18 protein-coding genes are annotated in these 14317 nt (G+C 32.1%); 16 read left to right on the forward strand and 2 right to left on the reverse strand.

The genetic code is table 11. From position 1 onward, the window contains the following. The first annotated feature begins 210 nt into the window (after window positions 1-210). From BLP44_RS07735 to BLP44_RS07810, 16 genes are all read left to right on the forward strand, one after another. Window positions 211-786: a hypothetical protein gene (locus BLP44_RS07735; protein ID WP_091131259.1), complete on the forward strand. Its 576-nt coding sequence runs from the start codon at window positions 211-213 to the stop codon at window positions 784-786. 77 nt (window positions 787-863) lie between these two features. Continuing rightward, on the forward strand, window positions 864-1043 hold the full coding sequence (locus BLP44_RS07740) for a hypothetical protein (protein ID WP_035690512.1): 180 nt from the start codon (window positions 864-866) through the stop codon (window positions 1041-1043). Window positions 1044-1342: 299 nt separating this feature from the next. Continuing rightward, complete coding sequence (locus BLP44_RS07745; protein ID WP_091131262.1) at window positions 1343-2671, forward strand: DUF2586 domain-containing protein; 1329 nt, start codon at window positions 1343-1345, stop codon at window positions 2669-2671. A 102-nt stretch (window positions 2672-2773) separates the two neighbouring features. After that, on the forward strand, window positions 2774-3199 hold the full coding sequence (locus BLP44_RS07750; protein ID WP_008461938.1) for a hypothetical protein: 426 nt from the start codon (window positions 2774-2776) through the stop codon (window positions 3197-3199). A 245-nt stretch (window positions 3200-3444) separates the two neighbouring features. Continuing rightward, complete coding sequence (locus BLP44_RS07755; RefSeq protein ID WP_008461937.1) at window positions 3445-3789, forward strand: hypothetical protein; 345 nt, start codon at window positions 3445-3447, stop codon at window positions 3787-3789. A 40-nt stretch (window positions 3790-3829) separates the two neighbouring features. Next, window positions 3830-4705: a hypothetical protein gene (locus tag BLP44_RS07760; protein WP_008461936.1), complete on the forward strand. Its 876-nt coding sequence runs from the start codon at window positions 3830-3832 to the stop codon at window positions 4703-4705. 7 nt (window positions 4706-4712) lie between these two features. Then, window positions 4713-5315, forward strand: coding sequence for a hypothetical protein (locus tag BLP44_RS07765; protein ID WP_008461934.1), 603 nt, complete (start codon window positions 4713-4715; stop codon window positions 5313-5315). 345 nt (window positions 5316-5660) lie between these two features. Further along, window positions 5661-6143, forward strand: coding sequence for a M15 family metallopeptidase (locus BLP44_RS07770; RefSeq protein WP_091131265.1), 483 nt, complete (start codon window positions 5661-5663; stop codon window positions 6141-6143). Window positions 6144-6147: 4 nt separating this feature from the next. Then, a complete protein-coding gene (locus BLP44_RS07775) occupies window positions 6148-6612 on the forward strand; it encodes a hypothetical protein (RefSeq protein ID WP_091131268.1) in 465 nt (154 codons plus the stop codon). A gap of 3 nt (window positions 6613-6615) precedes the next feature. Beyond that, window positions 6616-6948, forward strand: coding sequence for a hypothetical protein (locus BLP44_RS07780; protein WP_091131272.1), 333 nt, complete (start codon window positions 6616-6618; stop codon window positions 6946-6948). 179 nt (window positions 6949-7127) lie between these two features. Then, the gene (locus BLP44_RS07785; RefSeq protein ID WP_091131276.1) at window positions 7128-7415 is read left to right on the forward strand and encodes a hypothetical protein; all 288 of its coding nucleotides are present in this window, start codon (window positions 7128-7130) and stop codon (window positions 7413-7415) included. Next, window positions 7402-7704 carry a hypothetical protein gene (locus tag BLP44_RS07790; protein ID WP_008461928.1) on the forward strand — a complete coding sequence of 101 codons (303 nt, stop codon included), beginning with the start codon at window positions 7402-7404 and terminating at the stop codon, window positions 7702-7704. Before BLP44_RS07785 ends, BLP44_RS07790 begins: the two co-directional genes overlap by 14 nt. 179 nt (window positions 7705-7883) lie before the next feature. Beyond that, entirely contained in the window at window positions 7884-8945 is a 1062-nt protein-coding gene (locus BLP44_RS07795; protein WP_091131280.1) for a hypothetical protein, read from the forward strand. 15 nt (window positions 8946-8960) lie between these two features. Further along, complete coding sequence (locus BLP44_RS07800) at window positions 8961-9632, forward strand: hypothetical protein (RefSeq protein ID WP_091131283.1); 672 nt, start codon at window positions 8961-8963, stop codon at window positions 9630-9632. A 34-nt stretch (window positions 9633-9666) separates the two neighbouring features. Then, a complete protein-coding gene (locus BLP44_RS07805; RefSeq protein WP_211516876.1) occupies window positions 9667-11322 on the forward strand; it encodes a fibronectin type III domain-containing protein in 1656 nt (551 codons plus the stop codon). Between the two features lie 84 nt (window positions 11323-11406). Continuing rightward, the gene (locus tag BLP44_RS07810) at window positions 11407-11874 is read left to right on the forward strand and encodes a phage holin family protein (protein ID WP_008461921.1); all 468 of its coding nucleotides are present in this window, start codon (window positions 11407-11409) and stop codon (window positions 11872-11874) included. Window positions 11875-11986: 112 nt separating this feature from the next. Here the strand turns inward: BLP44_RS07810 and fsa are convergent, their stop codons facing one another. After that, window positions 11987-12643 carry a fructose-6-phosphate aldolase gene (gene fsa, locus BLP44_RS07815; protein ID WP_008461919.1) on the reverse strand — a complete coding sequence of 219 codons (657 nt, stop codon included), beginning with the start codon at window positions 12641-12643 and terminating at the stop codon, window positions 11987-11989. 339 nt (window positions 12644-12982) lie between these two features. Continuing rightward, on the reverse strand, window positions 12983-14308 hold the full coding sequence (gene xylA / locus BLP44_RS07820; protein ID WP_091131286.1) for a xylose isomerase: 1326 nt from the start codon (window positions 14306-14308) through the stop codon (window positions 12983-12985). Window positions 14309-14317 lie beyond the last annotated feature (9 nt).

The following is a 14317-nucleotide window of genomic DNA, read 5'->3' on the forward strand; positions in this document are numbered from 1 at the left end:
ACACAATATATGGCTAATAATCACAATTTTAAATAAAAAATTCACAAAACACTGATTATCAGCATACAAATCTTAACAAAAATAGGAACTATTACACATATTCACAGTCAAACAGTTAAATCATATTACTGAAATTACTGCAAATTTATACGTAATATGTTTGCAAAAACAAAACATATGTTTTAAATTTGCTTCAAAATAATCCAACATATGATTTTAAAAGAATTTTATAACGAAAAGAAAAACGCCATTGAAACAGAATTTAATTCTGATGCGTTAACAGTTCACTTATATAGTGATGCTGTTTTTAAAACATCTATAGAAAAACCTGTAGTAATGTTTAAGTATGACAATATATCTTGGGAAACCTCTTCTGAAAAAAACTATAAAGCCGATGTCTCGTTTTGTCTTTATCTTGTAATGCCAATCGGAAGTGCTCTTTCTCCAAATTATGAAAAGGTTTTTGAAATTGCGCAACGCATTGATAAATCTATACTATCAGTAAATAACAATAATACACTTATTGATACTAATTCGACTTTTAAAGTAAAAGAAAAACAATGTACCAACGAATATGATTATTGGAGTAAAAATGATTATTTCATCTGGGAGATTGCTTACAAAACGACTTTAATCGAAAACAGTTTAAAAAAGAAATACATTCTTTTCAATAACGGATTGAGTAATGAAGAATTGGAAGAACTCGGATACAATCTAACTTCAGATATAATCGAAATAAATCCAAATCAAGTTGAAGGAAATGTCGATTTAAGCGCCAATATTTAGTCTGAAAGAACTGCAGCACAACTATACAAAGCCATTTGAAACAAAAAAAATAAACATACATTCTAAACCGAAAAATCATGAAAAGAAGCAGAACATTATTAGACAAAAGGAGAGATTATGTTATGAACTATATTAACACTAATCAAGCCAAACAAATGAAAGTTGTAGTTGCAGAACTTTCAGACACTTTGTTCCTTACAGAACGCACTATTTATACGATTATAAACGAAGGTCTTGCTACAGAAGCAAAAGCATAAAGCACTGAAACTACTGGCATTGGTACTTCAAAAAATTGGAAAACCAAGCATTGAGCCTTAAATTTGTTCTCACAAGCAAAAGATAAATTTTACCGCACGGCTTAAGGTAAAACTGAACTTAAAGAACCAATATTAGAGAAGGTTCAAAACTACAATCCAGAAATTTTGGATTAGAAAACACAATCACATTTTCAAGTCATAAAACATTTACAATAGCAAGTTTAACTACTTGTTACAGCCACTCTTTTGCCCTTTTTGTGCAAAATCAAAATACATAAACATTTAAAACAATTTATATTATGAGTACATTAAACGATGTAGTAATTACCAAATTATCAGGCGGATTAGGAAGAAGAAACCCAGAGCAGGATATGGTTTCAGGATTGCTTTTTAGCGGTGAAGAAACTTCAAGTTTAAAATTTGATACAATCAAACGCATTGCTTCTCTAGAAGATGCAGAAGCTCTTGGTATCGATGAAAGCTACGACATCAACGGACAATCTGCTTATTATCAGATTCAGCAGTTTTTCAGAATGAATCCTTCTGGCGATTTATATGTTATGCTTGTAGGCACAGAAGTGTATAGCGATACTGTCAAAAAAGCAATGAGCATGCAGGAAAAAGCAAATGGAAACATTCGCCAAATGGCAATTATCTTTTCTGGAGAAACCACATTTGCTCAAACAAAAGATGCATTAGCCATTGCACAAGAACAGGCAGATCTTGCCTATACCGATTATATGCCATTTGAAATCATTTTAGAAGGAAAAGGTTTTAATCCTGCTATAGAAGCAGAATCACCTTCTTTAGCTTTATTAAATTCAGAAAATGTTTCTGTCGTGATTGCTATGGATGTTGAAAAAGCATTTGAACAAAAATTAATTCAACAAGACACAAACAAAGTTTATACTTTGAAATCAGGTGAAGAATTAGTTCCTTCTCAAAGCTCTTCAGACATTTACAATGTAAGAGATGCTGATGGCTTGAAAAAAGACGGTTCAGTTGTTCTTGAATTTGCATTCCAAGAGTCATACAAAAATACTGCTGCAGTTGGATTAGCTTTAGGAGCTTTATCTAAAGCAAAAGTATCTGAAAACATCGCTTGGATCGAAAAATTCAATCTAACGGGTAACGGTTTTGCAAAACCAGGTTTTGTGGGTGGAAAAGAAATCAAATCACTTGGAGATTTGAGAACTTTAAACGAAAAAAGATACATTTTTACGCAAACTCACACTGGCATTGCAGGTGTTTACTTTAATGACAGTCACACTTGTACGACTGGAACTTCCGATTTTGCTTATATCGAAAACAACCGTACTGTAAACAAAGCAACTCGTTTATTACGCACTGCCTTATTGCCAAAATTGGCTTCTCCGGTTTTAGTTGATATTGACGGTAAACTGCCTCAATCTGTTTCTAAAAGTTTCGAAGATTTGTGCAGAAATGCATTAGAAGGAATGGTGGCGAATCAGGAAGTATCTGCTTTTGATGTTTATGTAGATCCGAAACAAAACATTTTATCAACTTCTGAATTAAAAGTAAAAGCAGAAATCACTCCTGTTGGAACTGCACGTAAAATTATGGTCGATTTAGGATTCAAAAATCCTTTCGGAATTGACAAGGCATAATTTTTACAAATTACAATTCCTAAAATTAAAACAATAAAGACAGTTAAATGTGATAGTCACTAAACGTTGTCTAAAATATCAAAAACAAACAAAAGCTACACTATGAATAAATTGCCATTAATTAACGGACAACAACACAGCTGGTCATCAATTGAAGTAAGCATTGCAGGTAACATTGTTACTGGAATTACAGCAGTAAATTACAGCGACTCAGTTTCTAAAGAAAACCATTACGGAGCTGGTGACATGCCAGTACATAGAGGAAGAGGAAAATACGAAGCAAAAGCTTCAATCACTTTATACAATTATGAAGTAGAAGCTATTTTAGCCGCTTTGCCAAAAGGACAAAGATTACAGGATATTAACCCTTTCAGTATCATTGTAAGCTACTTAGATGACAGCAACGAAGTTATCACACATACAGTGAGAAATTGCGAATTCAACTCAAACAGCAGAGGAATCAGCCAAGGAGACACTAAGATTGCTGTTTCTTTCGATTTGATCTGTTCTCATATTGAGTGGAACTAATCTGCTAAAAATACTTTCCTAAACCATAAAGCTGTTTAAGAAAACCGACTCAAAAGAGAAAACCAAACTCATCGCGTTACGCAAAAAAGAAATTCTAAGCAACATGATTTTTGCAGCAAATTATTTTATCAGCTCTTTTTGCAGTCCGTTTTAAACAGTCTAATTACTTCAGAAGGCTGCCTTGAGCATTTCGTCCTGGAATACAGCTCAGGCAGTCTCTTTTTTTAATAAAAAAACATTTCAGAATGAAAAAAACAGCTCCAGAAAAAAACGAAATTCTTGACGGAAATATTACTCAAGCACAATTAAACCAATGGAAATTCAAACACAATAAAGTAGTCAAACTCACTATTAAAGATGATGACGACACTACTCTTTTTGCCTATTTCAAAAAACCAGATATCAACATTCGTTCGGCGGTATTGCAAGCTTCAAAAATGGATGAATTTAAAGCGCTTGAAGTCCTTTTTAAAAATTGTTACCTAGGCGGTGACGGTAAAATCGAACAAGAAGATGATTTACGTCTTAACATCACCACAGCATTTTCAGACCATATCCAACCAAAGTCTGTAAAAGTAGAAATTCTCTAAAAAAACGCATCTTTTTATTTCTTCCTGTAAAACCAAAATCATGATTATTAAAAACCATACGATAGAACTAAATGACACCAGCGCTTCTGAAATGGCAAGGTTTAGACAAATTATTCTTAACATTTGGCGACAGCAGATTGAGGATGATAGGAATGCCGCTGAGATGGAGAAGTTTTTGAAAGAATCCCCAAAATATATAAAAACAATAAATATTGAAGATTTAAACGACTTTCAAAGCAAAGAAGTTGATCCAGATAAAGGAAAGTTAACGGGAAGCAAAAATTTGGTTATTTTTACTGCGGAAAATGGTATTGACAAAAATAAAATGAATCAAAATTCTGGTGCATATGATTGGATAGCAGTTCAAAATCCTGATGATGCCCAAAATATTTTAAAAGCTTATTATGGCGAGAAAAAAAGATTTGTACAAAACTTTGTTTGGAGATCACATGGTGAAACCGGTGCTGCGCTTCTTGATGTTAATCCCAAAATAATTTTCTCAGATCCAAATAAAGTAAAAGCTTTACATTATATAAAAGAATTATTAACAGACAATGCAAATGTAGTTTTTACAGCTTGTTCAATAGTGGGTGAATCATTACAGCCTGGAAAAAGATATCATGAACAAGGCCGAAATGCTTTAAATAAATTTTCTGATTTTTTTGTTAAAGGCTCTCAAAGAAATTTATTTTTAAATTATACTCTTTCGAGTGCTACAGATGAAACATTTAATAGTTTTAATTTTGATGTTGGATTGCACAAACAAAATTGGGCAGGCTTTTTGTGGTTAACGAGGGAGGGAATAAAATCAAATTTTTATGATGTTACAATCAATAGTTCAGGGGGAATCAATATCCAAAAGATGAAGTGGTTTATGGATTTCAGTCGGTATAAAAAACCTTTATATAAATATTAAGAAACATATGAAAAAAATAATAATCCTTTTTTTACTTATAAATGCCTATTGCAATTCACAGAGTAAACAATGTATTGATAAAGGCATTAAAATCGAATATTTATCAGATATTGATAAACTCATAAAAAGTAAATACATCTGCGATTATTCTTTTGAAACATTTGGAAAAGATCGATTAGATAAATGTAAGGTTTTGTTTTGTGACAAAAATTACAAGGTCATATCTGACCAATACAAAACTCGAATTCTTATAGATAAAAAGCTAAAATTAAATTTCGCAATTGTCTGCATTTTACCTGATTTTAAAATTAGGAAAGAAACTCCCAATTCGCTTTATTTATTAGATGATAAATTAATGCCTGTATATTCAGTATCTATGTCTGGTGAAAAGAATTATCATGTATATAAATATGAATATACAAATGGAAATATAATTACAAAAAAAGCAATTGATAAAGAAAGCCAGAATATTAATATTGATAAGCTAACGTATAAGGAAATCCTTCTGTTAGTATCAAAAATAAAACAAAAATTTACCTTTAAGAAAGAGAAAGATAGTTTTAATAATTATTTTTACGATGTTCCTTTATGGACTGAAGGATACAGATAATATGTAAAAAATATTTTTACTCTTAATCATAAACCCGTTTTTCTAAGCTCGAGAAACGGGTATTTTTTTGCTTTTCTTTTTATAATTTAAATCCAAAAAGACATTTGTTCATCTACTGAAACTACTGTTTTACAACACCATAATATTTCTAAAACACTTTATTTAGACGTATTTTTACAGTGTAAATAAATCCAAATTTTAATCTCAAAATGAGATAAATAAAAGAGTTTTTTTTCAATTCTAAAACTCAGAAACACAAAAAATCTTATTGCCAATTTAACGCCGTGATTGTTTTTCAGACAATCGGGAAAGGCTTTTTATTCTTAAATCATTAATACAAATAATATGGATCAAATAACAAAAAAACACATTGATTTGCTTCATCCTTCAGTAAGAGAAGAAGTTACCAAAATTATCGAAGAATGTGATTTGGCTTTAACTGGAAGAGCAAAAGTACGTATTACTCAAGGGCTTCGAACTTTTCAGGAACAGGAAGATCTCTACGCTTTTGGCAGAACCAAACCAGGAAAAAAAGTAACCAATGCAAAAGGCGGACAATCTATTCATAATTACGGTTTTGCGGTAGATATCTGTTTAATCATCGATGGCAAAACCGCTTCTTGGGACACAGCAAAAGATTGGGACGATGACCAAGTTTCAGATTGGCAGGAATGCGTAGATATTTTCAAAAAACATGGCTGGAACTGGGGCGGGGACTGGAAAACATTTAAAGATCTTCCGCACTTTGACAAAAAAGGATATGATGATTGGAAATTGCTCAGCAGACTAAAACGTGACCGAAAAAATTATGTAATTCTATACAAATAATCATATGAAACATTTAAAACAACTTGCTTTTTTAATTGCTCTCTCTTTCATTACAACTTCTTGTGATTCAACCAGAACTGCTTTATTCGATTCTTATTCGTATCAAAAAACAACGGAAATTAAAGTGGAAGCAATTAAAATTATGGATAAAGCTGCTATGCCTTATCAAAATCACAAACAAGAGGTTGAAGCCCTTTTTCTAGAAATTGAAAAACTGCAAGAATATGAAAAGAATAAGCCTAATAATGAAATTACTTTTGCGATGTGGCAAGTTCTTAGTAATAAGGAAAAAAATCTCTTAGCAGGGTTCTTTAAACGTTGGGAAAGTAAAGAAGTTTTGTCTCCTCTTTTTATTGATGAATCTAAAAAACAAATTTTAAGCGCTCTCGATCTGCTTATTCAATATGAAATCAACAAAGATAAAGAATCAAAAGAACAGCTTTTAGAACTAATCAATCTTAACTCTTAGAAAATGAACACCAATAATTTAGTACAAGAAATAAAAGAAAAAGTACGGCTTCTTATAGCAGAAAGTTATAAAGATTTTAAACCTGGATTGGAAAAGGATTTGAAAACTTTTTTAGAAACATCTGCCGAAAAACTGGAACGGTGGACTATTCTTTATGCCAATGAAGGAATTAATGAAGAAGAACTAGAATGGCTCTTAAAAAGTCAGGTAGATTTAATTTCACTTCAAGCATTGCAAACTGCCGGAATATCAAAAATTAAATTAAATGCTTTTAAAAACAATATCCTAAAATTGATTTTTGAAATCATTATCAGTTTTGTCACAAAACGCTCTTAACTCACTGAAATACAATAAAAACATCTTACTGAAACTACAGAATCTGAAGCTCAAAAATCTTGATTAAGGCAGAAGCATGATGTATTTTTACAGTATCAAATCCGATGAAGATGGCGCGCAAATTCAAAGGAAAATCCACACACATTTTTAACAAACAATCCCTTAAACAGTAACAAAATATGAAAGATTTTATCATAGATGAAGATCTACTAATTCAAGGCGGAGACTTCGCTATTAAAGATTCAGATCAGCAAAACATAGAACATTTACTGCTAAGCCAAAAAGGAAGTTATAAAGAATTTCCAATTCTTGGTGTAGGAATTAAAAAATACATCAACAGTTCGGAGGCAACCTCCAGACTACGATTAGAAAACGAAATAGACAAACAATTATCGTATGACAAATTTCACGTAAAAACGTTAGATGTCAACGATTTGCAAAACATTAAAATCGATGGAAACTATTAAACCACAAGAAAATCAAAACATTTTTGACATTTCTCTACAAGAATATGGAAGCATAGAGAAAGTATTTGACATTTTAGAAGACAATGACCAATTTGACCTTACAGAAGATCTTTCTGTTTACAAGGATTTAAAAACAGGAAGAGAAGCCTTTAAAAAAGACATTGTTGAATACTATAATTCAAGAAACCTAAACCCTGCGACAGCTATTACAGACGAAGAACAATATCTACTGGATAATTTCTCTGGAATTGATTACATGATTATTGAAGATGATTTTATCATTTATTAAAATCTTCCACTTTAAATTCTGAGTTTAAATTCTCAGAATTACATTGATTCAGATTCTCTCTTTTAGAAATCTCTAAAACGAAAACTACATCTCTGTAGTACTTACCAAAAATCGTAAAACAATTATCTATAAGCATATTACACATGTCTTACAGGCTAAACTATATCTAAAAATAAAATATGGCACGTACAATTGCTGAAATTCAGAACGAAATTCTGATTGAAAAAAAGAAGCAAAGCTCCCTCAACGGCTTAAATAGCAACTCAAAAACAAGCATTTGGGGACTTTGGACAAATATCGTAGCGACGGCTATTTGGGTACATGAAAAAATAGTAGAAAAAAATGCCTTAATATCTCGACCGCATACATTAAACTGGTATCGCGAACAGGCTTTAAATTTTCATTATGGTTCTCCATTAGACCCAAACTCCAGTAATGGAATGTCTTTGATTTGGAAAGATGGTTTGTATCAATTTGATACTACAAATCTTTCTGAAGCTCAAATTGAAGAATCTAAAATTATAAAACACTGCGCCGTAAGTGAAATTGATTTGGAAACAGTACTCGACCCTGATAAAGAAATAACAGAAATTTTTTCTGATTATTTTCATAATAAGGTTGGAGTCGTTTTTATAAAAGTAGCAACTCAAAAAGGAGATGCTATTTCTAGAATTGATGTTCCAAATGAACTTTTTGCCTTCAAAGAATACATTGCTAAAATTAAGGATGCAGGAAATCAGGTTTATATTACTTCTGATGATGGTGACATCTTAAAATTAAACCTAAATGTTTATGTAGATCCTTTAAGCATCTATATTGATCCAAAAGATATTGAATACTACCAACTAAAAAGTTTGAAAAGAGATCTAACTGCCGAAGAAATCGAGAAAATAAATAACCACGGAACTGTTTCAGACTTAAACGGATCATTAATTTTAGACCGAACCATATTTCCTGTCATTGATTCTATAAAAGAACATCTTAAAAATATCGAATTCAACGGTGCATTTGTCAAAACGTACTTAATTGATTCTATTCAAAAGGCTGAAGGCATTAAAATCCCAATCTTGAGTAAGGTTGAGACTTCTATTGCGAAAAATCCTAATGACACTGAAAATCCTAGTTTAAAAGATGTTACTCCAATTGAATATTTCGTCCCTAAAGCTGGATACTTTGATTTGGAAACTCTAGAGATTGAAGTCAACTATATCCCATATACTTTTTACAGAGACAAACAATAGCCAAATACTTTTACAATGAATAAATACACCGTTTTAAAGTGGGAAAAACTTCTTTTGTGGCTTATTCCCCCTATTCTTAGAAAAAAAACACATTTCGATTGGCTTGATGTTTTGCTTAGTCCGCTTCATTCCTTATATGAAGATATTCTTTATAAAATGCAGCATACTGGACAGGTTATTTATCTGGAAAAAGTACTAAATGAGACTTTTAATATCACAAAAAATTACAATCCAAATTCCAGCATCGAAGAAAAACGACAAGAAGGATTAATTTATATAGATGAATCTATCAAACCCTCTTTACAATATTTATATCTCCATAAAGAATATTATAATCCAGACAAAACTCGAGAAGATGGAATTAAAGTTAGAGGAGATATAAGACTTCCGTTATTTAAAATTTTTAGAAATGATGAGTATAAAAACAAAGACAAAAAACCTATTTATTTAGCTCATAGAGAAGATTATACCAAAATTTCTTATGCCAATTTCAGGGTTTTTATTCCCGCAAATTTAATTGAAAATCAAACTATAGTGGCTGACACAAACGGAAATTCTCTTATTCAGCAAACCGAAGCAATTAATGTCATTTCGGCCGAATATCACAATCTTCTTAACTTCTATAAACTAGCTGGAAAAAGTTATGAAAGTTATTGTTATTCCGTAAAAAAACAACTCGAAGAATAAAAACAATACATCTACATCTTATAAATAATAAAAAATGAAACAAGTAAATTTTAGTCATCCTGGAGGTTTTCCTCTTGAGCAGGAAACATTAGAAAGACTTCAAACGGCTTATAGATCTGAATTGTACGAAGCTATAAAAAGACATTTAAGCATTCTACCAGATAAAAATTATATTATAGCACATGCTCAAAATGGAAAACAAGGCTGGGCTGTCATTCATCAAGATGGAGAAGGAATTCTATATCCTATTATTGGAGCCATAACTAATTTTTTAAAAACCACCAGAACAATCACAAATTTAATTTATGGTGACGGAACTTCTCAAACAGCTTACACTGATTATCAAGCAGAATACGTAAGTACCATAGGAACTCCATCAACAAATGATAAAGAAACCATAAACTATTATGATCTAAATACTTTTGAAGCTGTAAAAAGCATGCAGGCAATTGACCAGATCCTAAAATCTATAAATCTTAAAATTGATAATAATACTGCTGACATTTTTGCAATTGAAGGAGATATTAATCAAGCAAAAAGTGACATAAATTATATTTATGATTCTTATCTTCCTTTAAACGGCTCAAAAGCCATGCAGGGAGATTTGAATCTTGGTACTCATCAATTATATTTGAATAATTTAAACCTAGGATCTTCAAGTGATTATTTATTAGCAGTAAATAATCAAAATCAAGTTGTTAAAAATAGCACTTTGCTTTCATCTTTAATTGACCGTATTGAAACTTTAGAAAAAAGACCAGCTACAGCAGTCCCAATTGGAATGATTGCGTTGTGGGGCAAGCCGGCTCCATTTCCTGAAGGTTGGGAAGAATATGTTCCTTTAAGAGGAAGAATGCCTATTGGATTAGATACAAATGACTCTACATTTAATACTTTATTAAATTATGGTGGTAATAAACAAAAAACTTTAACAATTAATGAAATCCCACCACATACACATAGTTATGATAAAGCTATTTCTGGCAGAGGATACCAAACAAGAAGTGATGATAATCCACTTGGATCAAATGTTTCCGAAACTTCTGGCTCGACTGGAGGAGGATTGCCTTTTTCTCTTATGAACCCATACCGAGTTGTCCATTTCATAGAGTATACTGGAAATTTAAGTGATACCCAAAAACCAACAAGTCCAACTAGCTTAACTGCTTCAAACATTGGAACTACAACTTTAACTTTAAACTGGAATGCGTCCACTGATAATGTTGGTGTTACTGGTTATCTTATTTATAAAGACAATGGCAATACTCTTTTAGCTGAACTAGGAAAAGACTCTCTTACCTACAATGTTACAGGATTATCTCCCAATACAGCTTATAGTTTCCAAGTTAAAGCAAAAGATGCTGCTGATAATATTTCTGATCCTGCAAGCACAAATGCAACTACAAGTCCAGTACCTACTCCCACAGTACCTACATTACAATATGCTTATTATGGAGGAGAAACCATGACGCTTCAATGGCCTAATTATATTGATTCAGGAGCTATAACTTATGAATTATTTCGCAGCATAAATGGTGGTACTCCTATGCTTTTACAAAGATCAACGGATACTTTTTTTTATGATAAATTATCTAATGGGGTAACATATTCATATCAAATTAGAATTAATCATAATGAATATGTGTCTGGTTATAGTAATACAGTCACAGTAACAGGTAGATCTTCTTAAAAAAACTGATTTATAATCTTTTGGGGTCGTTAACCCCAAAAGATTTCTTAACTAAACCCAAAAAGACCTTCTAAAAACAAAGAAATGCAAAAAATATCAGAATACACAGACCAACTAAAACTACTACTGTACGTAATTTTTATGTACTTAGAGATGGATACTGGAATTGTCAAAATATTATTTTATTTAATGATAATGGATACTTTTTTAGGTGTTACCAAAACCATTGTCCTAAATAATCATTTTACTTTCAAAAAATTGGCTGTTGGATTTGTTTCCAAACTAGCTGTCTTATTAATTCCAACCGCTTTAGCATTGATGAGTAAGGGCCTTAATTATAACTTTAATTGGTTCGTAACTGTCGTAATGGACTTGCTTATTGTTAGTGACGGAATCTCCATAATCAGTAATATCATTGCAATAAAGACTAAAAAAGAAGTCGAAAACTTTGACGCTATGACACTAATTCTTAAATCAATTCGTAATCGCTTAATAATGCTTTTTAAAAAGCTTCTCATTACAATTGATCCAAAATTTCATGTAGAAAAATAAACCTCTAAAATCAAATTGATTTTGGAGGTTTTCTTAATGTCTAAATAAAAAAACTCCCTTCTAAAAAACAAGAAGAGAGCCTTAAAAACTATAAAAAAGGAAATAAAAAACACTATAAATTCATCTTTTTAGCATCTTCAACAAACTGTTTCAATCCAATATCTGTTAATGGATGTTTCAATAATCCTTTAATCGCCGATAATGGTCCAGTCATAACATCTGATCCTATTTTAGCGCAATTGATAATATGCATCGTGTGTCTTACAGATGCCGAAAGGATTTGGGTTTGATAATTATAATTATCGTAGATTTCTCTTATTTCGGCAATTAGATTCATTCCGTCTGTAGAAACGTCATCTAATCTTCCTAAAAACGGAGAAACATAAGTTGCTCCAGCTTTTGCAGCCAATAAAGCCTGACCAGCAGAAAAAACTAGAGTCACATTGGTACGAATTCCTTTTGAGGAAAAATATTTGCAAGCTTTTACACCGTCTCCTATCATAGGCAATTTTACAACGATTTGCGGATGCAAAGCGGCTAATTCCTCGCCTTCTCTTACCATTCCTTCAAAGTCTGTCGAGATTACCTCAGCCGAAACATCACCGTCTACAATATTGCAAATAGCCAGATAGTGATTTAAAATATTTTCTTTTCCCGTAATACCTTCTTTTGCCATTAAAGACGGATTGGTGGTTACGCCGTCTAAAACACCTAAAGCCTGCGCTTCTTCAATATCCTGAAGATTGGCAGTGTCAATAAAAAATTTCATAAGTTTTTTTGATTTGTAGTTAATTGTAGAGATGCACTGCAGTGCGTATAAATTCTAGTGAGTTAAAATGTGCATTTCGATTGATTCTATTCTTCAAAAAACCTTCAATAAAAAAATATCCTCTTATTATTTTATCAAACTGACCTTTTATTCGTTTTGATTTTCAAAAAACAGCAACTAAACCTTAAATCTATTTTTTTCAAATCTCAATGGAAATAAGCCATAATCTTAATACACATTTTCAAAGTTTTAGATTTTCTGTCTCACTAAATAGTTTTGAAAAACCTAACAGTCCCCATGCATCGAGGCTGTTAGGTTTGATATTAAAATCTAAACCAATTAAATATATTGGTTGATGATATTTTCAAACAATTCTTGTTTACCGCTTTGAAGCGTTAATTCTCCATTTTGGTTTGCAATATCATAAAGATCTTTAAGGTTTAATTTTCCGTTTTCGAAATCTTTACCTTTTCCAGAATCAAAAGAGCTGTATCTTTCTTTTCTTAATTTCTCGTAAGGAGAAGATGTGATAATTTTATCTGCAGTCAGTAATGCTCTTGCAAAAGTATCAGCTCCACCAATGTGCGCTAAGAAAACATCTTCTAAATCTGTTGAGTTTCTTCTGATTTTAGCATCAAAGTTAACTCCTCCACCTTGCAATCCTCCAGCTTTTAAGAAAACCAACATAGCCTCAGTAGTTTCCTGAATGTTATTTGGGAACTGGTCTGTATCCCATCCGTTTTGGTAATCTCCTCTGTTGGCATCGATACTTCCTAACATTCCCGCTTTTGCAGCAACTTCTAACTCATGTTGAAAGGTATGTTGTGCCAAAGTAGCGTGGTTTACCTCGATATTGATTTTGAAATCTTTATCTAAACCGTATTCTTTCAAGAATCCGATTGCTGTAGCCGAGTCAAAATCGTATTGGTGTTTAGATGGCTCCATTGGTTTTGGCTCAATGAAGAAAGTTCCTTTAAAACCTTGTGCTCTTGCGTAGTCTCTAGACATTGCCAAGAATTGCGCCATGTGGTCTAATTCTCTTCCCATATCTGTGTTTAGTAAAGACATATAACCTTCTCTACCTCCCCAGAATACATAGTTTTCTCCACCTAAAGCGATTGTTGCATCCAAAGCTAATTTTACCTGCCCACCAGCTCTTGCCACTACATTAAAATCTGGATTTGTAGCGGCTCCGTTCATGAATCTTGGGTTTGAGAAACAGTTTGAAGTTCCCCAAAGCAATTTAATTCCAGATTCTGCTTTTTTCTGTTTTAAGTAATCTGTAATGAATGCCAAACGTTTCTCTGATTCTGCGAAAGTTGGACCTTCGTTAATCAAATCGTAATCGTGGAAACAGAAATAATCGAATCCCATTTTGCTGATGAATTCAAAAGCAGCATCTGCTTTATCTTTTGCCGCTTGATACGGATCTGATGAAGCATCCCAAGCAAAATTTTGAGTTCCTGGTCCGAATGGATCGCTTCCTTGTCCGCAGAAAGTATGCCAATAAGCGATAGCAAATTTAAAGTGCTCACGCATTGTTTTTCCAGCTACAACTTGGTCTGGATTATAATATTTAAATGCCAACGGATTATCAGATTCCTTTCCTTCAAATTTAATTTGGCCAATACCTTTGTAGTATTCTTTATCTCCTAAAACTATCATTTTATCTTT

Source organism: Flavobacterium anhuiense (genome assembly GCF_900101855.1).
In the GTDB taxonomy this organism is placed as follows: domain Bacteria; phylum Bacteroidota; class Bacteroidia; order Flavobacteriales; family Flavobacteriaceae; genus Flavobacterium; species Flavobacterium anhuiense.

Coding starts and splice junctions, on each gene's coding strand:
- BLP44_RS07735 (WP_091131259.1), top strand. CDS start 211: ATGATTTTAAAAGAATTTTATAACGAAAAGAAAAACGCCATTGAAACA.
- BLP44_RS07740 (WP_035690512.1), top strand. CDS start 864: ATGAAAAGAAGCAGAACATTATTAGACAAAAGGAGAGATTATGTTATG.
- BLP44_RS07745 (WP_091131262.1), top strand. CDS start 1,343: ATGAGTACATTAAACGATGTAGTAATTACCAAATTATCAGGCGGATTA.
- BLP44_RS07750 (WP_008461938.1), top strand. CDS start 2,774: ATGAATAAATTGCCATTAATTAACGGACAACAACACAGCTGGTCATCA.
- BLP44_RS07755 (WP_008461937.1), top strand. CDS start 3,445: ATGAAAAAAACAGCTCCAGAAAAAAACGAAATTCTTGACGGAAATATT.
- BLP44_RS07760 (WP_008461936.1), top strand. CDS start 3,830: ATGATTATTAAAAACCATACGATAGAACTAAATGACACCAGCGCTTCT.
- BLP44_RS07765 (WP_008461934.1), top strand. CDS start 4,713: ATGAAAAAAATAATAATCCTTTTTTTACTTATAAATGCCTATTGCAAT.
- BLP44_RS07770 (WP_091131265.1), top strand. CDS start 5,661: ATGGATCAAATAACAAAAAAACACATTGATTTGCTTCATCCTTCAGTA.
- BLP44_RS07775 (WP_091131268.1), top strand. CDS start 6,148: ATGAAACATTTAAAACAACTTGCTTTTTTAATTGCTCTCTCTTTCATT.
- BLP44_RS07780 (WP_091131272.1), top strand. CDS start 6,616: ATGAACACCAATAATTTAGTACAAGAAATAAAAGAAAAAGTACGGCTT.
- BLP44_RS07785 (WP_091131276.1), top strand. CDS start 7,128: ATGAAAGATTTTATCATAGATGAAGATCTACTAATTCAAGGCGGAGAC.
- BLP44_RS07790 (WP_008461928.1), top strand. CDS start 7,402: ATGGAAACTATTAAACCACAAGAAAATCAAAACATTTTTGACATTTCT.
- BLP44_RS07795 (WP_091131280.1), top strand. CDS start 7,884: ATGGCACGTACAATTGCTGAAATTCAGAACGAAATTCTGATTGAAAAA.
- BLP44_RS07800 (WP_091131283.1), top strand. CDS start 8,961: ATGAATAAATACACCGTTTTAAAGTGGGAAAAACTTCTTTTGTGGCTT.
- BLP44_RS07805 (WP_211516876.1), top strand. CDS start 9,667: ATGAAACAAGTAAATTTTAGTCATCCTGGAGGTTTTCCTCTTGAGCAG.
- BLP44_RS07810 (WP_008461921.1), top strand. CDS start 11,407: ATGCAAAAAATATCAGAATACACAGACCAACTAAAACTACTACTGTAC.
- fsa (WP_008461919.1), bottom strand. CDS start 12,643: ATGAAATTTTTTATTGACACTGCCAATCTTCAGGATATTGAAGAAGCG.
- xylA (WP_091131286.1), bottom strand. CDS start 14,308: ATGATAGTTTTAGGAGATAAAGAATACTACAAAGGTATTGGCCAAATT.